Annotated in this window: 19 protein-coding genes, 1 other RNA gene and 1 riboswitch; of the genes, 4 read left to right on the plus strand and 16 right to left on the minus strand. The window is 59.5% G+C overall.

Annotated features, from left to right (window positions below; genetic code table 11):
- Window positions 1-18: 18 nt before the first annotated feature.
- The 3 genes from ACQ4MS_RS17645 to oxc all read right to left on the minus strand — a co-directional run bounded on the left by ACQ4MS_RS17645 (window position 19) and on the right by oxc (window position 3,596).
- On the minus strand, window positions 19-465 hold the full coding sequence (locus ACQ4MS_RS17645) for a PAS domain-containing protein (RefSeq protein WP_431095924.1): 447 nt from the start codon (window positions 463-465) through the stop codon (window positions 19-21).
- A gap of 112 nt (window positions 466-577) precedes the next feature.
- On the minus strand, window positions 578-1,849 hold the full coding sequence (gene frc / locus ACQ4MS_RS17650) for a formyl-CoA transferase (RefSeq protein ID WP_431095925.1): 1,272 nt from the start codon (window positions 1,847-1,849) through the stop codon (window positions 578-580).
- A 28-nt stretch (window positions 1,850-1,877) separates the two neighbouring features.
- Window positions 1,878-3,596: an oxalyl-CoA decarboxylase gene (oxc, locus tag ACQ4MS_RS17655; RefSeq protein ID WP_431095926.1), complete on the minus strand. Its 1,719-nt coding sequence runs from the start codon at window positions 3,594-3,596 to the stop codon at window positions 1,878-1,880.
- A 259-nt stretch (window positions 3,597-3,855) separates the two neighbouring features.
- Here oxc and ACQ4MS_RS17660 point away from each other — a divergent pair, with 259 nt between their 5' ends.
- Window positions 3,856-4,464 carry a Crp/Fnr family transcriptional regulator gene (locus ACQ4MS_RS17660; RefSeq protein ID WP_431095927.1) on the plus strand — a complete coding sequence of 203 codons (609 nt, stop codon included), beginning with the start codon at window positions 3,856-3,858 and terminating at the stop codon, window positions 4,462-4,464.
- 183 nt (window positions 4,465-4,647) lie between these two features.
- Here ACQ4MS_RS17660 and ACQ4MS_RS17665 read toward each other — a convergent pair whose 3' ends face one another.
- The 3 genes from ACQ4MS_RS17665 to ACQ4MS_RS17675 all read right to left on the minus strand — a co-directional run bounded on the left by ACQ4MS_RS17665 (window position 4,648) and on the right by ACQ4MS_RS17675 (window position 7,875).
- On the minus strand, window positions 4,648-6,177 hold the full coding sequence (locus ACQ4MS_RS17665; protein WP_431095928.1) for a tripartite tricarboxylate transporter permease: 1,530 nt from the start codon (window positions 6,175-6,177) through the stop codon (window positions 4,648-4,650).
- 48 nt (window positions 6,178-6,225) lie between these two features.
- On the minus strand, window positions 6,226-6,747 hold the full coding sequence (locus tag ACQ4MS_RS17670) for a tripartite tricarboxylate transporter TctB family protein (protein WP_431095929.1): 522 nt from the start codon (window positions 6,745-6,747) through the stop codon (window positions 6,226-6,228).
- Between the two features lie 105 nt (window positions 6,748-6,852).
- Entirely contained in the window at window positions 6,853-7,875 is a 1,023-nt protein-coding gene (locus ACQ4MS_RS17675; protein WP_431095930.1) for a Bug family tripartite tricarboxylate transporter substrate binding protein, read from the minus strand.
- A 314-nt stretch (window positions 7,876-8,189) separates the two neighbouring features.
- On the opposite strand from ACQ4MS_RS17675, the gene ACQ4MS_RS17680 reads away from it, so the two are divergent.
- Window positions 8,190-9,086 (plus strand): hypothetical protein, encoded by an 897-nt coding sequence (locus ACQ4MS_RS17680; protein WP_431095931.1) that lies wholly within the window; start codon window positions 8,190-8,192, stop codon window positions 9,084-9,086.
- A 139-nt stretch (window positions 9,087-9,225) separates the two neighbouring features.
- On the opposite strand, the gene ACQ4MS_RS17685 is transcribed toward ACQ4MS_RS17680, so the two are convergent.
- The 6 genes from ACQ4MS_RS17685 to gcl form a co-directional block, all read right to left on the minus strand.
- The gene (locus ACQ4MS_RS17685) at window positions 9,226-10,236 is read right to left on the minus strand and encodes a 2-dehydropantoate 2-reductase (protein WP_431095932.1); all 1,011 of its coding nucleotides are present in this window, start codon (window positions 10,234-10,236) and stop codon (window positions 9,226-9,228) included.
- A gap of 22 nt (window positions 10,237-10,258) precedes the next feature.
- Window positions 10,259-11,026, minus strand: a complete 768-nt coding sequence (locus tag ACQ4MS_RS17690) for a fumarylacetoacetate hydrolase family protein (RefSeq protein ID WP_431095933.1) — start codon at window positions 11,024-11,026, stop codon at window positions 10,259-10,261.
- 9 nt (window positions 11,027-11,035) lie between these two features.
- Window positions 11,036-11,407 (minus strand): hypothetical protein, encoded by a 372-nt coding sequence (locus ACQ4MS_RS17695; RefSeq protein WP_431095934.1) that lies wholly within the window; start codon window positions 11,405-11,407, stop codon window positions 11,036-11,038.
- Window positions 11,408-11,633: 226 nt separating this feature from the next.
- A complete protein-coding gene (gene glxR / locus ACQ4MS_RS17700) occupies window positions 11,634-12,560 on the minus strand; it encodes a 2-hydroxy-3-oxopropionate reductase (RefSeq protein WP_431095935.1) in 927 nt (308 codons plus the stop codon).
- Window positions 12,561-12,579: 19 nt separating this feature from the next.
- A complete protein-coding gene (gene hyi / locus ACQ4MS_RS17705; RefSeq protein ID WP_431095936.1) occupies window positions 12,580-13,377 on the minus strand; it encodes a hydroxypyruvate isomerase in 798 nt (265 codons plus the stop codon).
- 48 nt (window positions 13,378-13,425) lie between these two features.
- Complete coding sequence (gene gcl, locus ACQ4MS_RS17710; protein WP_431095937.1) at window positions 13,426-15,222, minus strand: glyoxylate carboligase; 1,797 nt, start codon at window positions 15,220-15,222, stop codon at window positions 13,426-13,428.
- A gap of 145 nt (window positions 15,223-15,367) precedes the next feature.
- Here gcl and ACQ4MS_RS17715 point away from each other — a divergent pair, with 145 nt between their 5' ends.
- Together ACQ4MS_RS17715 and ACQ4MS_RS17720 are read left to right on the plus strand one after the other, a co-directional pair.
- Window positions 15,368-16,276 (plus strand): LysR substrate-binding domain-containing protein, encoded by a 909-nt coding sequence (locus ACQ4MS_RS17715; protein ID WP_431095938.1) that lies wholly within the window; start codon window positions 15,368-15,370, stop codon window positions 16,274-16,276.
- A gap of 105 nt (window positions 16,277-16,381) precedes the next feature.
- Entirely contained in the window at window positions 16,382-17,341 is a 960-nt protein-coding gene (locus ACQ4MS_RS17720; protein WP_431095939.1) for a LysR family transcriptional regulator, read from the plus strand.
- Between the two features lie 9 nt (window positions 17,342-17,350).
- On the opposite strand, the gene ACQ4MS_RS17725 is transcribed toward ACQ4MS_RS17720, so the two are convergent.
- From ACQ4MS_RS17725 to zapB, 4 genes are all read right to left on the minus strand, one after another.
- Window positions 17,351-18,151 (minus strand): sulfite exporter TauE/SafE family protein, encoded by an 801-nt coding sequence (locus ACQ4MS_RS17725; RefSeq protein ID WP_431095940.1) that lies wholly within the window; start codon window positions 18,149-18,151, stop codon window positions 17,351-17,353.
- 91 nt (window positions 18,152-18,242) lie between these two features.
- Window positions 18,243-18,422: non-coding RNA, 6S RNA (ssrS, locus tag ACQ4MS_RS17730), on the minus strand.
- A gap of 65 nt (window positions 18,423-18,487) precedes the next feature.
- The gene (locus ACQ4MS_RS17735) at window positions 18,488-18,823 is read right to left on the minus strand and encodes a cell division protein ZapA (RefSeq protein WP_431095941.1); all 336 of its coding nucleotides are present in this window, start codon (window positions 18,821-18,823) and stop codon (window positions 18,488-18,490) included.
- Window positions 18,820-19,059, minus strand: coding sequence for a cell division protein ZapB (gene zapB, locus ACQ4MS_RS17740; protein ID WP_431095942.1), 240 nt, complete (start codon window positions 19,057-19,059; stop codon window positions 18,820-18,822). The genes ACQ4MS_RS17735 and zapB overlap by 4 nt, the downstream gene beginning before the upstream one ends.
- A gap of 46 nt (window positions 19,060-19,105) precedes the next feature.
- Window positions 19,106-19,392: riboswitch (cobalamin riboswitch) on the plus strand.
- Window positions 19,393-19,474: the final 82 nt, after the last annotated feature.

The following is a 19,474-nucleotide window of genomic DNA, read 5'->3' on the forward strand; positions in this document are numbered from 1 at the left end:
GTGCCTGTACGATTTGGGTTAGGGTGTATTGCCCTGAGGTGCAAGCTGCATCTCAAGCTCCGTCAGGCGTTTTTTCAGGTTGCGTTCTTCGGCAAAGCGGGCGGTTTCGTCGCGGATCACCGCGACGATGGCCGACACCTTGTTATCCGGGGTATGTAACAGGGCCACGGTGAAGGCGATGGACAAGCCATGGCCGTCCTTGTGTACCGCGGGCACCCGCAGCACGTCGTTGCCATACCGGGTTTTCCCTGTTTCCATGGTCTTGTGGTAGCCGTCCCAGTGGCGTTGCTGCTGGCGCTGCGGAATGATGATGTCAAGCGATTTGCCGAGCGCTTCTTCTTCGGTGAAACCGAACATCCGCTGGGCGGCAGGGTTCCACGACACGATCGCGCCGCTGGCATCGGAGGCCACGATGGCATCGCCAACGGACTCGACGAGTTGCCTGTAGTCGATGGAAGTTTGCATGTTCTGCTCCTGGGTTCGCTAAGGGCGGGTAAATGGTCCTTCAAACAAAGACGGCGCTCACCTGAACGCCGTCTTTGCGAGCCTTGAAGACTAGCGTGTCAAACTTTCGCGATCAAACCGCTTTCGCAGCATGAATGGCCGCAATCTGGTCTTTGGTGTAGCCGAGTTCAGCCAAAACCTCATCGGTGTGCTCGCCCAGCAGGGGCGATGCCGTTACTTCAGGTTTGGTGTCAGAGAACTTGATCGGGCTGCCCACGGTGAAGTAGCTGCCGCGCACCTTGTGCGGCACTTCAACGATGGAGCCGCTGGCGCGCAAGGATTTGTCATGCAACAACTCCTTCATCGACAACACGGGCGCGCAAGGAATATCAAATTTGCGGAAGACGTCCACGGCTTCGAACTTGGTCTTGTCGGCGATGAATGCTTCAATCGTGGCGAAGATGTCCATGATGTGCGGCTGGCGTGCCTTGGCCGTGGTGTAGGCTGGGTCGGTTTTCCACTCGGGTTTGCCCAGCGCGTCGCAGATCGGCTCCCAGGCGTGACCCTGGACCGTGAAGTAAATATAGGCGTTGGGGTCGGTCTCCCAGCCTTTGCATTTCAGGATCCAGCCGGGCTGTCCGCCACCGCCGGCATTGGCGCCACGCGGCACCACGCCGTCCTTGAAGGCTTCCATTTCATGCGGGTACTGTGGGTACTCTTCGAGGTAGCCAAGGTTGTCCAGGCGCAACTGGTCGCGCATTTTGACGCGGCACAGGTTCAGCACACTGTCCTGCATGGACACGGCGACTTTTTGGCCCTTGCCGGTCTGCTGGCGGCCGATGTATGCCGTCAAAATCCCGATGGCCAGGTGCATGCCGGTGTTGCTGTCACCCAGAGCGGCAGACGAAATGGTGGGGCCTGAGTTCTCGCCCTTCCAGTAGCCGGTGGTGGACGCTGCGCCGCCTGCGCACTGGGCCACGTTTTCGTAAACCTTCAGGTCCTCGTAGTGGTGGCCGTCAGAGAAACCCTTGACGGACGCCAGAATCATTTTGGGGTTGAGGGACTGGATGTGTTCCCAGGTGAATCCCATGCGGTCCAGCGCGCCGGGACCAAAGTTCTCGACCATCACGTCGGATTCCTTGATGAGCCGCTCCAGCACCTCCTTGCCTTCGGGCTTTTTGGTGTCCAGCGTCAGGCCGCGCTTGTTGCTGTTGAGCATGGTGAAGTACAGCGCGTCAGCGCCTTCGATGTCGCGCAACTGGCTTCGGGTGACGTCGCCAGAGCCAGGACGCTCGACCTTGATCACGTCAGCGCCGAACCAGGCCAGCATCTGAGTGCAGGCGGGGCCCGCCTGCACATGCGTGAAGTCGATGATCTTGATGCCTTTGAGTGGTTTGTTGCTCATTTTGATTGCTCCTTGGGATGGCTTTGGATTACTTCTTTGCTGCAGCGCTTTGCGGATTCAGGCTGGTGATTCGGCCGCTTTCGGTACCGGCGGTCTCGTCGATGATGGCGTTGATCAGGGTCGGCTTGCCGGACTTGACCGCCTCGTCCAGCGCCTTGGCCAGCTCGTCCGGCGTATTGGCAAGAACACCCACGCCTCCGAAGGCTTCCATCATCATCTCGTAACGTGCATTCTTGACAAAAACGGTGGGCGCTACATCGCCGCCGCGAGGATTCACGTCGGTACCCTTGTAAATACCGTTGTTGTTGAAGACGATGACACAAACCGGGAGGTTGTAGCGGCAAATCGTCTCGACTTCCATGCCGCTGAAACCAAAGGCACTGTCTCCTTCGATGGCAATGACGGGTTTACCCGTAACCACGGCAGCCGCGACGGCAAAGCCCATGCCGATGCCCATGATGCCCCAAGTGCCGACGTCCAGGCGCTTGCGCGGTTCATACATGTCGACAATGCTGCGTGCGAAATCGAGGGTGTTGGCCCCTTCGTTGACGACGATGGCATCCGGGCGCGCCTTGACGGCGTTGCGGATGACATTCAGCGCACTGTGAAAGTTCATCGTGGGCGGGTTCAGCGCCAGCGTTGCCGCCATCTTGGACATGTTCTTGTCCTTGCGCTCGTTGATTCCCTGGGTCCATTCGGCCGGTGGTTTTGCCCACTTTGAGCCCAGACCTTCCAGCAATGCCGAGACGCACGAGCCGATGTCGCCAACCAGCGGTGCGGCGATAGGCACATTGCTGTCCATCTCGGTTGGCGAGATGTCGATCTGGATGAATTGCCGGGTGTCGGCATTCGTGCCGCCCCAGGTCTTGCCCTTGCCGTGCGACAGCAGCCAGTTCAGCCGTGCGCCGACCAGCACCACCACGTCGGCTTCCGCCAGCACGTGGGAGCGGGTGGCCGAAGCCGACTGTGGATGCGTATCGGGCAGCAAGCCTTTGGCCATCGACATCGGCAGGTAAGGGATGCCGGTTTTTTCGATCAGGGCGCGGATCTCGGCGTCGCACTGCGCGTAGGCAGCGCCTTTGCCAAGGACAATCAGGGGGCGCTTGGCGCCTTTGAGCAGGTCCAGTGCACGTTTAACCGCATCGGGTGCGGGAATCTGGCGCGGTGCGGGGTCGACAACCTTGATCAGTGACTTTTTGCCGGCTGCAGCGTCCATTGACTGGCTGAACAGTTTGGCCGGCAGGTCGAGGTAAACGCCGCCGGGGCGGCCGGACAGCGCCGAACGGATGGCGCGTGCGATGCCAACACCGATGTCTTCTGCGTGCAGAACGCGAAATGCTGCTTTGCACAATGGCTTGGCAATTGCCAATTGGTCCATTTCTTCGTAGTCACCCTGCTGCAAATCGACGATCTCGCGCTCGCTGGAGCCGCTGATCAGGATCATCGGGAAGCAATTGGTCGTCGCATTGGCCAGTGCCGTGAGGCCGTTCAGGAAGCCAGGGGCCGAGACGGTCAGGCAAATTCCAGGCTTTTGCGTCAGGAAGCCCGCAGCGGCGGCGGCATTGCCTGCATGCTGCTCGTGGCGAAACGAGATCATCCGGATGCCTTCGGCCTGAGCCTTGCGGGTAAGGTCGGTGATGGGGATGCCGGGCAGGGCGAAGATCGTATCGATGCCGTTGAGCTTGAGGGCATCGATGACAAGGTGAAAACCGTCGATCTGCTCTGTTGATGAGGTGGCGTTGGTCATAGTGAAATGTCTCTTCGTTTGACTTCGATAAAGGTTGAGCAAAGCAACTGACCGTATCAAGCCCTGAAACCTCGTTGACCTGAATCAGGGCTATCGCGGTGTGTTACGTCGCCTCGCTTTGGGTGCGCAAGGGGTCATTTGCACCGTCGAGGTATCATAGGAATCGATTCAGATTTCAACATTGACCACGGTCAATTTTCGGTGGAATCACCCTCTGGGAAACCCGTGAATCTGCGTCCTTCCCAATCCTTATCGCCCCATGTCGTCCATACCAAATCATCCCGAGAGAAACGTCATTCGTGTTCAGTTGGCGCAGAACATCGTTTTGAAGGGAATGACGGCGGAGCAAAGTGCCGAACTTGAGTCGCATCTGGTCATTGTTGACGGCCAGAAGGGCGACGCCCTGCTGGAGCAGGGCGTGCATGAAATGGAGCAATATTTCATCCTTGAGGGCATCCTCAAGCGCGTGGTGACCAACGAACAGGCCAAGGAGATGATCCTGCGCTTTGCCGACGAGCGCGACATGGAAACCAGCTACGCCGCCTGGCGGTTGGGTACGCCAACGCCCTATAGCACCGTTTGCGTGACCAAGGTGCGGGTGGCAAAGCTGCCGTTGCCGGAATGGGTGGCATTCCTTGAGCGCCACCACGAGATCAAGCAGTCATTCGAGTATTACGTGATGCGTCTGATGAGTGAAATCATGGCGCACACCATCACGCTGCATTTGCTGGACGCCCCGGGCCGCGTCAAGCGCTTTCAGCGCAAACACCCTGAGCTGTTTGACCGCATTCCCAAGAAAGAATTGGCCTCCTACCTCAATCTATCAGCAGAAACCCTTAGCCGCCTCAAGCAACGCGGCAAGATCTGATTCCATTTCCAAATCATCCGTGCACTTTGTCGGCTTCGCTGGCCGTACGTTTGTACTGTCTGCGCTTCGCCTTCGCGTTCACGAATGATGTGGAAACGGAATGACAGGTCTGCCAAAGCAAAGCGACGCGGGAATAAAAAAGCCGGGTGGTGTACCCGGCTTTTTTGTGGCTCCTTGGGAAGGTCAGTCCACCGGCTGCTCCGTCGCAAATTCTGCCTTCCGGGGTGGGCGAATCTTGGCCATGGCGCGGGAAATCAGCGGCCAGAACAACAAGACCAGGGCCAGCGTCGTGATGCCACCAACCAGCGGGTTAGACCACATGATGGACATTTCACCTTGCGACACGAGCATGGCCTGGCGGAATGAGTCTTCGGCCTTGTCTCCGAGGACCAGCGCCAATACCAACGGTGCGAGCGGATAGTCCAGCTTCTTGAACAGGTAGCCGATAACGCCGAAGAGCATCATGAACCAGATGTCCAGCATGGCGTTGTGCACGGTGTAGGCACCGATCGCGCAGATCACCACGATCACCGGCGCAATGATGGAGAAGGGGATGCGCAGGATGGAGGCGAACAGCGGCACGGTGGTCAGCACAACGATCAGGCCGACCAGGTTGCCCAGATACATGCTGGCAATCAGGCCCCAGACGAAGTCTTTCTGTTCAACGAAGAGCAACGGTCCGGGCTGAAGACCCCAGATCAGCAGGCCACCGAGCAGCACGGCTGCGGTAGGCGAGCCTGGAATGCCCAGCGCCAGCATGGGCAGCAGGGCGCTGGTGCCGGCGGCGTGCGCCGCGGTTTCGGGGGCAATCACGCCTTCGATGTCGCCGGTACCGAACTTCGAACCATTTTTCGACATTTTCTTGGCAAGACCATAACTCATGAACGAGGCCGGAGTGGCGCCGCCGGGGGTGATGCCCATCCAGATGCCGATCAGCGAACTGCGGATCGACGTCATCCAGTATTTCGGCAGCTTTTTCCAGGTCTCCAGCACGACCTTGGGATCAATCTTGGCACTCTTGCCCGAGAAAGCCAGGCCTTCTTCCATGGACAGCAGAATTTCACCGATACCGAACAGGCCGATCACCGCAATCAGGAAATCGAAACCGCGCATCAGGTCCGGGATGCCGAAGGTCAGGCGCAACTGCCCGGTCACGGTGTCCATGCCGACCGACGCCAGCGCAAAGCCGATCGTCATCGATGCGAGGATCTTGAACGGAGAACCCTTGCCCATGCCCACGAAGCTGCAGAAGGTCAGCAGGTAGACCGCGAAAAACTCGGGAGGGCCGAACTTGAGCGCGAACTTGGCGACCAGGGGGGCCAGGAAGGTGATCATCACCACGGCAACAAATGCGCCGATGAAGGATGACGTGAACGCGGCTGTCAGCGCAGCGCCCGCCTTGCCCTGCTGGGCCATCGGATAGCCGTCAAAGGTGGTTGCAACCGACCAGGGCTCTCCGGGGATGTTGAACAGGACAGAGGTGATGGCACCGCCAAAAAGCGCACCCCAATAGATGCAGGACAACATGATGATGGCCGACGTCGGCGACATCGTGAAGGTCAGGGGCAGCAAGATGGCCACGCCATTGGCGCCGCCCAGGCCGGGCAGTACGCCGATCAGCACACCCAGGATGATGCCCACAAACATCAGGACGATGTTCATCGGCGTCAGGATGACGCTGAATCCGTGAAAAAGCGAATTAAGTTCTTCCATTTCGATATCCGGTAAAAGTTCAGTGGGCTCGTTGTGGGTAGAGGGGGCTCAGTAGCCGAGGAAACTCAGCGGCTCGAAGCGGCCCTTGAACAAGGGAACCTTGAACCAGACCTCGAACATGAAGAAAAACAACGCGATCACCAGGAGTGAGGTAATAACGCTCTTGATCGGGGAGAATTTCCCAAGGACGATCATGAAGAGCGCGATGTAAACGGCTGATGCGACGTAAAGACCCAAAAACTGAACAGCCAGCACGTAAACGATGGCCGGAATCAGAACCGACAGTACGCGCTTGAGCTGTTCGCCGTCTACGAACACATCGGTGTTTCTGGTTTTTCCGAACAGGGCCTGGTAAAGGGTGCCGACGCCGGAGATACACAGAATGATGCCGATATAAAAAGGGAAATAGCCTGGGCCTGGCCCGTCGCTGGTCCAGCCTGAGCCCAGGGCCCAACTGCCCTGCAGGACCACGGCGCCCAGGATCACAATAGAGGTGGCGACGATTGCTTCAACGACATAGGTCGCGACGCCTGAGCGGACTTCCGCACCGGATTCTTGGTTTGGCTGCATGAGCAACTCCGTTGGATTGGGTGCCCTGGACCAGGGCGAACTTGATGGATTGTGGGGCTGGCGCGTGGCCAGCCCGCAGGGGAAAACCCGGCGAAGGGGCTTTCGTTATTTCGCGATGAAGCCAGCTTCCTTCATCAACTCGCGATGGCGCTGCTCCGCGCTGCCCAGCCATTTGCCGAACTCGTCGCCAGACATGGTGGTCTGGTTGAACGCGCCTTTTTCCATGTAGTCTTTCCACTCAGGGGTATCGCGGATCTTTTTGAGCAGCGTGACATAGAACTCAAGCTGGTCTTTGGAGACACCGGGCGCCATGAAGATGCCGCGCAGCATGGTGTAGTCGGTGGGAACGCCGGCTTCCTTGCAGGTCGGAATATCCGCCCAGGATTGGGTGTCGGTGACCTTAGTCTTGTAGGTCATTCGCTTTTCATCGAACACGCACAAGGCCCGCAGCTGGTTGGCGCGCCACTGGGCAACTGCCTCGATCGGGTTGTTGACAGAGGAGTCAACGTGTTTTCCGACCAGTTGCACAGCCACTTCACCGCCGCCCTTGAAAGGCACATAGATGAACTTGGTGCCGGTGGCCCGTTCAATGCCGACGGTGATGATCTGGTCTTCCTGCTTGGAGCCGGTGCCGCCCATCTTGATTTTGCTGGGGCCCGCGGCCTTCACGGCTGCCAGGTAGTCCTTGGCATTCTTGGCGGGATTCTCGGCATTCACCCACAGCACGAACTGGTCGAGCGCCATCATCGACACGGGTGTCATGTCGCGCCAGTTGAAGGGAACACCCGTAGCCAGCGGCGTGGTGAAGAGGTTGGACAGCGTGATGATGATCTTGTGCGGATTCCCGGTCGCTCCTTTCACTTCAAGGAAGCCCTCTGCGCCCGCGCCGCCGGATTTGTTGACAACGATCAGTGGCTCTTTCATCAGCTTGTGCTTGATGACGATACCCTGCATCAGTCGCGCCATCTGATCGGCGCCGCCACCGGTACCCGCAGGTACCACGAACTCTACCGGCTTGGTAGGTTCCCAGGCCGCGTGGGCCGGGAAGGCTGCTAGCGTCGCTGCCGCGATAACGCCGATCCCCGCCGCGGCCAATTTATTCCTGATGCTCGCAAATCTGGTCTTCATCACGTTGTCTCCTGTGTTGGGTAACTCTGTTGTTGGCTGGAACTTCTTTGTCGATTCCCTAGCCGAGCATATTGCAGGCGTATGGTCTTACCAAGTAAAAGAAAAACTCTTGACAGGGGTCAAGTTTGCGGGATTTTGGAGCCTCTCTAGGGTTTCTCCGGAGCCGGATCGGCTCGTACGAAGTGGCGGGGGATAGCGTATGTCCCTAGGAGGAAAGTGTGACAACGCCGTAACATGAATTTCAGCGTATCAACTGATGCTCCGCGTCGAAGTGAGTGACTGGAACCTCACCCATGTTTTGAAAGGTAAAAACCATGAAAAACGCATTGTTCCTGGCAATTTTATTTTCCTGCGGTGTGACCGCCCAAGCGCAGTCGTGCGAGGGTGGCCTTTATCTCAATCCGCAAGTCATCCGGGGCGAGGGAGCATCCCAAACCGAAAGTGCCCTGAAAGAACTCGTTGACTTTATCCGCCCTACGGGGCTGTCGGTAACGCCGGTGCTCAACATCAGGGAAACGCAGGATGTTCTGACGGCTGTCAAAAAGCCCGCGCCACCATGCTGGGTCTATGGCAATCCAGTAGTCGGTCTTGCCTCGGGCTATCGGCCGGTGGCGGTCAACATGGACCCGATCCAGTCGGCTGTACTGATTCTGGCTGACATCGGCACGGTCAAGGACGGCAAGCCGGTGGAATTGAAGACACTTCCTCCAGCCGAGCAAGCCAAAGTGCTCGCCAAGCTCAAGACCACCAGCTGCTTTGGCATGAAAAGCGGCGTGACGACTTCGCTTGTCAAAGCCGAGAATTTTTGCGGCACGGTGGTTGAAATATTGCCTCAACAGGGGCTGGGGCAGAGCTACCTGCCGACCAAGGCTGCGTTTCACTGGCAGGCGGACCGGTGGGCAGGCCTGATCACCCGGCTACAGAGCGCGCAGGCTGCCACCATGAAAAGCCACCACGGTACCGATGAGCGTATCCACATGGCGCAATTGGTGATCGTGCCCGCCAGTAACGCGAGTTGGGGTTACGGGCTGTACGTTCACCCCAGCGCTTCAGCAGATGTGGTCAAAAAAGCTGCGAATCAGTTCGATTCCCTGAAGGCCGCAAACCCCTTGCTGTTGAAGGCGCTGGACCTTGGCGCGAAATATGACTTTGCTACTCCTTCAGACGCTGTTGTCGAGGCGATGAAGAAGTCGCTTGCTTTTGGGCCCTGAGCCCTGGAACAGGCTTCGGCTGCAATTTATAAGAAAACTGGCTGTATCCCAGATATTTCCCGGACTAGTAGCTATAAAAAATATAGCAAATTGCCTGTGAGGGGGCTCGGGCCGGTTGCCCGGCTGGCGGCTCCATCGTTCAGGCGGCGAGCTGAAGGCGAACCTGTCCGCGCTCTTCGTCCATGGTTTTTGCGAGCAGCTTGACGAGCGCATACACAGTGTCGATGTGCGGCGTCGGCGTTTGCGTCAGGCGTCCCAACTCCACCACCGAGCCCACGAGCGCATCAATCTCCGGCGCCCGGCCGGCTTCGATGTCTTGCAGCATGGAGGTTTTGTGCTTGCCCACCTTTTCGGCACCGGCGATGCGCTTGTCCAGCGTGACGCGGAACTCAATGCCCAGTTTGTGCGCTACCTCCTGCGCCTCGCGCATCATGTTGGCCGCCAGTTCGCGCGTCAGCGGATATTGGCAGATGTCCATGAGCGTGGAGTGGGCCAGGCTGCTGATGGGGTTGAAGGTGAGGTTGCCCCACAGCTTGAGCCAGATTTCGGAGCGGATGTTGTCCAGCACCGGCGCCTTGAATCCGGCTCTGGAAAAGCACTCCGAGATGCGCGTGACGCGTTCGCTGGTTGAACCGTCAAGTTCGCCCACGGGAAAGCGGTCGCCTTCAATGTGCTTCACGACGCCCGGCGCCACCAGTTCTGAGGCTGGGTAGACGACGCAGCCGATGACGCGCTGCGGCGGGATCATTTTCAACTGCAGGCCGCTCGGATCCACGCTGTGGACCTGGCTACCTGCCAGTGGGCCGCCGTGGTTGTGGAAGTACCAGTAAGGGATGCCGTTTTGCATGGTCACGACAGCGGTGTCAGGCCCGAACAGTTTGGGAAGGTCGTCGGCCACGGCCTCTACCTGATGCGCCTTCATGGCCAGGATCACGAGGTCTTGTGGCCCGGCTTCAGCGTAGTTGTTGGTCGCCTTGACGTTGTCCGCAACATGCTCGGTGCCATCGTGCATGATGAGCTTCATGCCCTTTTTGCGGATCGCGTCCAGGTTGGCGCCCCGTACGATGAAGGTGACGTCTTCGCCGGCCAAAGCCAGTTTCACACCCACATAACCGCCGATGGCCCCGGCTCCAATGATCGCAATCTTCACACCCGTACTCCTGGCAAAAACGTTATTCGAACCGGTTGCTGAGTTTGCCGATACCGGCAATCTCCACCTCGACCGTGCTCCCCGGTTTCATGGATCCCACTCCGATTGATGTACCGCACAGAATGATATCGCCTGCATAGAGCGTCATGTCCTGGGATATCAAGCTCACCAGCTGCCTGACCGAAAAGCGCATGTCGCTGATGGGGTAGTCCTGGCGGAGTTCCCCATTGAGAGTGGTCTTGACCACCAGTTTTTCCGGATCAAGTCCGGTGGCCACGACCGGCCCAAAGGGGCAGAAGGTGTCCAGGCCCTTGGCGCGCACCCATTGCGCGAACGAGGCATCGCGGTTGAGGATGTCGGCGACGGTCACATCATTGGCACAGGTGTAGCCGAACACATGAGCCATCGCATCGCGCTCGGGAACCTGCTTGCACGTTTTGCCGATGACGATGCCCAGTTCTCCTTCGAAAACAACTTTGCCGTCGCACGGAGGTTTGACAATGGTTCTGTTGGGATCCAGATACGAATTTGGCGCCTTGATCAGATAGAGCGGCTCGGCCGGCACGGCCAGATTGAGCTTTTGTCCCAAGGCGTGGAAGTTATTCCACATCGCAATCACCTTGCTTGGCCGTACCGGCATCAAGAGTTCGACGCTGGCCAGCGGCAACATCCGGTCCGTGGGCATCGCGCCGGAGAACATGTCGCCTTGATGGACCCTGATGTTCTGTCCCTCAAGGGTTCCAAAGCCGGTGGAGTTCCCCTCCCTGAACCGCAGCCAATGGTTAGACATGGCGGCCCTTCACGTATGCAGCGCACTTGGCGTGAACCGGGGTGCTGGCGTGGTGTTTTGGGGGCGACTGTTGGCCGGTGTAAACGAATGGTTGGACCAGACGGCATAAGGCGCCGGGCTTACCCTGTCTGCGGCCATGCTTGCGTGGCAGCGGGCTTTGGCGGCCTCAATGGCTTCCACTAAAAAGTCTGCTTCATAGGCACGCAGCAAATGCGACTGCTCGGTTTCGAGGTAGGTGCGCACCGCGCCGTGGGCGCTGTTCTGAAGGCGTGCGTAGGTAGCGGCGTCCCAATGCCAGCTCAGGCCAAGTTCTTCAAATGCGGCGTTGTAAGCATGGCGGGCCTGTTCGGCGGCGGTGTTGTCAAGCATGGTGTTAAGCATGAGGGTTCTCCTTTAAAAGGTTGGCACTCTGGAGGCACTGCCCGGAATCTAGTGGTTTGTTACGCCGGGCTTGAGGCAACTGTAAAAAGAATGAACAATTAATGATAGTTAAAGTATTTGATGCTATGTATTACTTATGAGTAATGAATTGAAGCGTCAGAAAAACAGGCAGACAAGAAAACGGCGCCGGGTTGCGGCGCCGTAAAAGGTATGGGCCATCGCAAGGTCAACCGGGCTTTTGTCCGATCTCGAAGTTGGCCATTTTTTCCAGGGCGCGCGCCATGGCGGAGTGATCCCAGGCCTTGCCGCCGTGCGCGGAGCAGGCATTGAACAGCTCCTGGGCAGTCGCCGTGTTGGGCAGCGAAATGCCCAGTTGGCGCGCGGTTGTCAGGGCCAGATTCAGGTCCTTCTGGTGCAACTCGATGCGAAAGCCTGGCTCGAAATTGCGCTTGACCATGCGCTCACCGTGCACCTCGAGAATCTTCGACGAGGCAAAGCCGCCCATCAAGGCCTGGCGTACACGTGCCGGGTCTGCGCCGGCACGCGAGGCCAGCAACAAAGCTTCGGCAACCGCTTCGATAGTTAACGCTACGATGATCTGGTTGGCGACCTTGGCTGTCTGGCCATCACCATTGCCGCCCACCAGCGTGATGTTTTTGCCCATCAGGGCGAACAAGGGGCTGACGCGCTCAAACACGGCTTCGGAGCCGCCCACCATGATGGAGAGGGTTGCATTCCTGGCGCCGACTTCGCCGCCCGAGACGGGCGCGTCAAGATAGTCGCAGCCCAGCGCGTTGATCTTCTGCGCGAAGGCTTTGGTGGCGATCGGCGAGATCGAACTCATGTCCACCACCACCTTGCCCGTTCCCGGTTTGCCCGCCGGCCCTTTGAGCCCGGCGGCGACGCCGGCTTCACCGAACAATGCTGCCTCCACATCGGGCGTGTCCGGCACCATGATGAAGATGATGTCGGCGCGTTCGGCGACGCCGCGGGCGCTCATGCACTGGGTGGCGGTGCTGGCGGAAATCGCTTCCGGCACCTTGCCCAGGGTATGGACAAACAGCTGGTGCCCGGCTTTGATGAGATGGCCCGCCATGGGCGCGCCCATGATGCCCAGGCCGATGAATCCAATTTTTACAGCAGACGCTTGCATGGGGTCCTTTTCCTTTTCTTCAAGCTGCAATGGCTTCGGTGGCCAGGTGCTGGCAGCACCAGCCCAGGCCCGCTTCCGTCGTGGTGGCCGGTTTGTATTCGCAGCCAACCCAGCCCTTGTAGCCAAGGCGGTCGAGGTGGGCGAAGAGAAAGCTGTAGTTCATTTCGCCAGTGCCCGGCTCATTGCGGCCGGGGTTGTCGGCCAGCTGGACATGGCCGATGCGGTGCAGGTATTTCTGGAGCGTCGCGGCCAGTTCCCCCTCCATCCGCTGTGCGTGATAGAGGTCGTATTGCACGAACGCGTTGTCCGCGCCGACTTCGTCAAGAATCGTGATCGCCTGCGCGGTGCGATTCAGGTAAAAGCCCGGAATGTCGAAGGTATTGATCGGCTCGATCAGCAGTTTGAGGCCCGACTTTTTGAGTTCAGCCGCGGCATAGCGCAGGTTGGCAATGAAAGTGCGGCGCAGCAGCGCGCCATCCATGTCGGGCGGCGCCTTGCCGGCCAGGCAATTGAGCTGGCCGACGCCAAGCGCCTCGGCATAGGCCACGGCTTTGGCCACACCGGCGCGAAACTCATCCACCCGGCGGGGAAGGCAGGCGATGCCGCGTTCGCCGGCATCCCAGTCGCCTGCGGGCAGGTTGTGCAGCACCAGCTTCAGGTTGTGCGCTTCCAGGCGCTGCCGGATGTCGCCGGCGTCGTAGGCATAGGGGAATAGAAATTCGACGGCCTCAAAACCGGCGCGGGAGGCGGCTTCAAAGCGGTCGAGGAATGGCACCTCGTTAAAGAGCATGGTCAGGTTCGCTGCAAAGCGGGGCATGATGTGCTTTCGATGTTTGGTTGATATGTGACGGGCGGACAGGGCTGCTCACTCAAGCAGGCCGGCCATCTCGAGACCGCGCAGGCCTTCGGGGTGACGGCAGTCGATGTCTTCGAACTCGTTGACCTTGTCGATCTCCGTGCCCATGGCGATGTTGGTGACCTTCTCCAGGATGATCTCCACCACGACCGGCACGCGATGCTCGGCGGCGAGTGCCCGCGCCTGCTGCAGCGCACCCTGGATCTCGTCCGGGTGTTTGACGCGAATCGCCTTGCAGCCCAGGCCTTCCACCACCGCCACATGGTCGACGCCATAGCTGCGCAGCTTGTCGTCGGAATCGGGCACGTTGATGTTGTCAAAGGCCAGCTGCACGCAGTAGTCCATCTCGAAACCCCGCTGAGCCTGGCGGATCAGCCCGAGGTAGGAGTTGTTGACGAGTACATGGACATACGGCAGCTGGAATTGCGCGCCGACCGCGAGTTCTTCGAGCAGAAACTGAAAGTCGTAGTCGCCGGTAATGGCCACCACCGTGCGCGAAGGGTCGGCCGCCACCACGCCGAGCGCTGCCGGCATCGACCAGCCGAGCGGACCCGCCTGCCCGCAATTGATCCACTGGCGCGGGCCGTAGATCTGCATGAACTGCCCGGCCGCGATCTGGCTCAGGCCGATGTTGCTAACGTAGATGGTGTCACGCGGAAAGGCCTTGTTCATCTCTTCGTACACCCGCTGCGGCTTGATCGGCACGTTGTCGAAATGAGTCTTGCGGTGCATCAGGCGTTTGCGCTCGGCGCAGCGGTAAGCCCAGTCGCTGCGGTCCGGCAACTGGCCGGCGGCCTTGCGCTCGCGGGCGATTTGCACGAAGTGCTCCAGTGCCGCTTTCGCGTCGGAGACGATGCCGTAGTCGGGGGTGAACACCCGGCCGATCTGCGTCGGTTCGATATCGACGTGCACAAACGTGCGGCCCTTGGTGTAGACCTCGACCGAGCCGGTATGGCGATTGGCCCAGCGGTTGCCGATGCCCAGCACGAAGTCGCTGGCGAGCATGGTGGCGTTGCCATAGCGGTGGCTGGTTTGCAGCCCGACCATGCCGGCCATCAGAGGGTGGTCGTCGGCAATCGTGCCCCAGCCCATCAGGGTAGGAATCACCGGCACACCGGTCAACTCGGCAAACTCCACCAACAGGGCGCTCGCGTCGGCGTTGATGATGCCGCCGCCTGCCACGATCAGCGGACGGTCGGCCGCGGCCAGCATGTCCAGGGCCTTTTCGATCTGCTTGCGAGAGGCTGCGGGCTTGTAGACCGGCAGAGGTTCGTAGGTGTCGATGTCGAATTCGATCTCGGCCATTTGCACGTCGAAGGGCAAATCGAGCAGAACCGGTCCGGGACGGCCTGAGCGCATCAGATGGAAGGCTTGCTGAAAAGCGCGTGGTACCTGGCCGGGTTCGCGAACGGTGCACGACCATTTGGTGACTGGTTTGGAGATCGACTCAATGTCAACCGCCTGAAAATCCTCTTTGTAGAGCCGTGCGCGCGGCGCCTGGCCGGTGATGCACAGGATGGGAATGCTGTCGGCGCTGGCCGAGTAAAGGCCGGTGATCATGTCCGTGCCGCCGGGGCCTGAGGTGCCAATGCATACGCCGATATTGCCTGCCGCGGCGCGCGTATAACCCTCAGCCATGTGCGAGGCGCCTTCGACGTGGCGTGCCAGGACGTGGGTGATCGACTGGCGCTCGCGCAAGGCCGAATACAAGGGGTTGATTGCTGCGCCCGGAACACCGAAGGCTTGCGTAGTGCCTTCTTTTTCCATCACCAGCACGGCGGCCATGGCGGCCTTCATTTTTGCCATTGAAGTCTCCTGTCAGGGTTGCTAAACATGGAACTGATGGTCGTGGCGTTGGCCGTTCCCGGGAATCCCCGGGGCGTGCATTACGCTTATTCCAAACTGGAATAAATAGTTGCTGTGCCGGGACCACCGTGGTCTACTGGCAGCCATGGACCGTATTCAAGCCATCCGGCTTTTCATTCGCGTGGTGGATCTCGGCTCTTTCAGCAAGGCCGCGGCCGACATAGGCATGGGCCAGCCATCAGCCACCAAACTGGTCGTGCAACTGGAAAAGCAGCTGGGTTCGCGGCTGCTGCATCGCTCCACCCGCGGGGTGACACCCACAGAGATAGGCGCGCTGTATTACGCCAAATGCAAGCTGATCGCGCACCATGTTGAAGAGGCCGAGACGGTGGCTGCGCTGCTGCAGTCGCAGGTCCAGGGCGGCCTGCGGATCACCACGTCAGTGGCGTTCGGGCGGCGCGTGCTGGTGCCGCTGGTCATGCGTTTCATGCAGCTCCATCCCAAGCTGCAGATCGACTTGAGCTTTGAAGACCGTTATGTCAATCTGGTCGAGCAGGGCATTGATGTGGCGATCCGCATGGGGCCACTGGCCGACTCGACTTTGGGTGCGCGCTACCTCGGCACCAACCCGTGGGTGGTGGTGGCGTCGCCCGAATACCTGAAAAAACGCGGTGCACCGGCCGGCCCCGCAGGTCTTGCGTCCCACGATGCGCTGGTCTACAGCACGGTGCAAGGCGATGCCCGCTGGCATTTCACCGGGGCCGAAGGGCACGCGCTCCCCGTCTCGGTCAGCGGGCCCTTGCGCTCCAACAATCTCTCCGCGCTCCTGGTTGCGGCGCGTGGCGGCATGGGCGTGGCGGCCTTGCCGAAGTATGTGGCGCATGAGTCGATACGCAGCGGCGCGCTAGTGACCGTACTGGACGACTGGATGCTTCCGTCGCAGGAAATCCATGCCGTGTATCCCTCTCCCCAACTTGTGCCGGCCAAGGTCAGTGGCTTTGTCGGCTGGCTGCAGGGCCAGTTCGGCGAGTCGTGGTGGGCTGACCAGAAATAGCTGCCGGCAGGTGCGGCAGCCAAAGATGCCCTGCTGGCGATAGATTAGCCATTGCTAAACCATTTGATACTATCAATTATCTAATGGTTATGGATTAAGGCCGGTATGAAGAATGCGACATTGCGCCAGCTCAAGGTGTTTGAAGCCGTGGCCAGGAACCTGAGCTTCTCTCGCGCCGCAGAAGAGTTGCATTTGACGCAGCCTGCAGTGTCCATTCAGGTCAGCAAGCTGGAAGACCATGCAGGCCTTCCGCTCTTTGAACAGTTGGGCAAAAAAATACACCTCACGCCGGCAGGCATCGAGATGCTCCACTCCAGCCGGATCATCATCCAGCAATTCAAGGAGGTGGAGGAAGCCATGGCGCAGTTCAAGGGCATCTCCGGCGGAAAATTGAACGTCACGGTGATCAGCGCCGGTGATTATTTTTTTCCGCGCCTGCTGGTGGAGTTTGCCCGCCGCCATTCGGGTGTGAGTCTGGATTTTGGCGTGTGCAACCGCGAGGAACTGCTGAACCAGCTGACCGACAACCTGACGGACCTGGCTGTCATGGTGCGCCCGCCGCTGGACATGGATACGGTGAGCGAGCCGTTTGCGCCGCACCCCTATGTGGTGGTGGCGGCGCCTGACCATCCACTGGCAAGCAAAAAGCGCATTCCGCTTTCGCGCCTGGCAAGCGAGCCTTTTGTTGTGCGTGAAAAAGGGTCGGACACCTGGAACTCGATGGAAGAGGGTTTTGGTACGCACCTGGCCGACCTCAACATCGCCATGGAAATCAAGAGCACGGAAACCATCAAGCAGGCCGTGATCGCCGGCATGGGGGTGAGTTTTTTATCTGCGCACACCATCAGCCGCGAACTGCAGGTTGGCAGTTTGACTGTGCTGGATGTCCAGGGCTTCCCACTGATGCTGAACTGGTATGTCGTGCATCGCCGCAACAAGCGCCTGACACCGGTGGCACAGGCCTTCAAGGATTTTCTGATGAGCGACGGCGGCGCGTTGATCGAGCAGACGATAGGCCTTCGCACCAGGCCGTCATTGAAGCGGGCCACATCGAGCCGGCGCTAGCCACGCCGATCAGCGCAGGAGAAAGTACGCCGCCAAAATGTAGAGAACCACTGCGAATACTTTCTTCAGCGGCTGGATGTCCATGCGGTGCGCGGTGCGGGCGCCCAGCGGCGCCGTGCAAATGCTGGCCAGCGAGATGATCACCAGGCCGGGAAGATAGAGAAAGCCCAGGGAGCCCGGCGGCATCTGCGGCAGATCCTGGCCTGCCCAGATGTAGCCCAGCGTGCCGGCCATTGCGATAGGAAAGCCGAGCGCGGCCGAAGTGCCGACAGCGTCATGAATTTTCACATTGCACCAGGTCATGAAGGGCACAGAAACAAAAGCGCCGCCCGCGCCGACCAGCGAAGACAGCATGCCTATCAAGCCGCCCATGCTGAAGATGCCTAAGGGGCCTGGCAGGGTGCGGGTGGGTTTGGGTTTGCGGCCCAGGAACATCTGGGTGGCAGAGAACGCCACAAACACGGCAAACAGGATGCTCAGGATTTTTCCGGGTAAAGCCACTGCGAGCTGCGCGCCGAGCAGTGAGCCCACCAGGATGCCGGGCGCCAGCAAGCGGACGATGGGCCACAGCACTGCGCCGCGCCGGTGATGCGCACGTACCGACGACAGCGAGGTAAAGCAGATGGTCGCCAGCGAAGTGGCCACCGCGATCTTCACGGTGTATTCCGCCGGGTAGCCTTTGGCCGTGAGGATGAAAGTGATGAACGGCACCATCAGCATGCCGCCACCTATGCCCAGCAGGCCGGCAAGAAAACCGGTGCATAGCCCGACCAGAAGGAGCTCTGCAATGAGTAAGGGTTCCAGGGACATCGGTTTATGTTCTGGGCTTGAACAGCCTGTCCCGTCATCTTTGAGTTGCCGTATCCGCAGCTTGAAGAACGTCAAGCCGGGACGCTGAAAAAAGGTGTCTGCGAGTGCCACCGGACCGTCATCCTGAACCGGGGTTCAGGTGGGCGAGGGCAGTCAGGTTTCGGGTTCGTCTGACGCGAGACGATCACACCTGCCGGACAATTTACCAAGCCCGTGCTCAAAGAGCATTGGTTCAAGGAAATATAAAGCCCAATGCGCATCGCAGACGTCTTCATTGTAGGCCTTTGCGGCCTTAAGCGCGAAGTGCGGCGCGATTAGCGGCAGGGTTGCGGGGGCTTAAAGCAGGCGGCCGTCAACGCCCAGTGCTGTGTCAAGCCGCTGCAGTAACGCGGCGAGCTGCGGGTGCGTTGTTTCGCCTGGATTATTGGGCGTTTCGGGGGATGTTGCGGCTGGCACGGGCACGGCATTCGGTGTGCGCTCGGGGAGCTCAAAGGCGAGATTAAGCGCCGCCAGAACTGCAATACGGTCGCGCGCCTTGATTTTTCCGGCATCGCGAATCCTGCACATGGCCATGTCGACGCGGTTGACTGCGTCCAGCATGCGGGCATCACCATTTTCAGGGCATCCCAGCAAGTAGCTTTGGCCCATGATCTGTACTTCGAGCTGTTTCATGACTCGGTTCCCACCGTATTTTTGGCGCCATGCCCATTGGTGTCGGGCAGACGCTCCAGCAATGCATCAACCCTGGCGCGCGCCGCGCTGAGCCGCGATTTGAGGGAGTCGCGTTCGTGTGTCAGAACCCCGACCTGCTCCATCAGAAGCTCGTTGGTACGCTGCAGCTCCTCATAGCGCAAAAGGAGCCGCTCAACGCGTTCGACGATCTGGTCGATTTGGGTTTGGTTCGACATGACAGCCCCGATTGTAGGGTTAGCGGCCGGACATGGGGAAGGCCCGCGTAGAATCTGCCCTGTTGGTGCCCGCAGTGTGGTTCGCACGCTGCAGTTCAACGGGAAGCAGGAGAGGGTCAAGGCCACGCGTCAGGATGAACTGATTCGCTGGCGCCGAGACTTTTAACCTGCGCTGCCCCCGCAACGGTAAAACGGACGAGTGCGTTCCTGACGTCAAGGTCAGGAGCCCATTCAGCTTTCATCATTAGCCACTGAGCGTTTTGAACACACGCTTGGGAAGGCGATGGAGGCGGTTCCGTCAGCCCGGATACCGGCCAACAAGGTGAACGCGCACGTCCATGCATTGGCTTGAGCGTTTGTAACGCTCATGCACTGGCGGGGAAGCCGGTGTGGGTATTTTGTTGATTGTCCGATC

Origin of the sequence: Polaromonas aquatica, assembly GCF_050626995.1 — a bacterium.
GTDB classification, from domain to species: Bacteria; Pseudomonadota; Gammaproteobacteria; order Burkholderiales; family Burkholderiaceae_C; genus Polaromonas; species Polaromonas aquatica_A.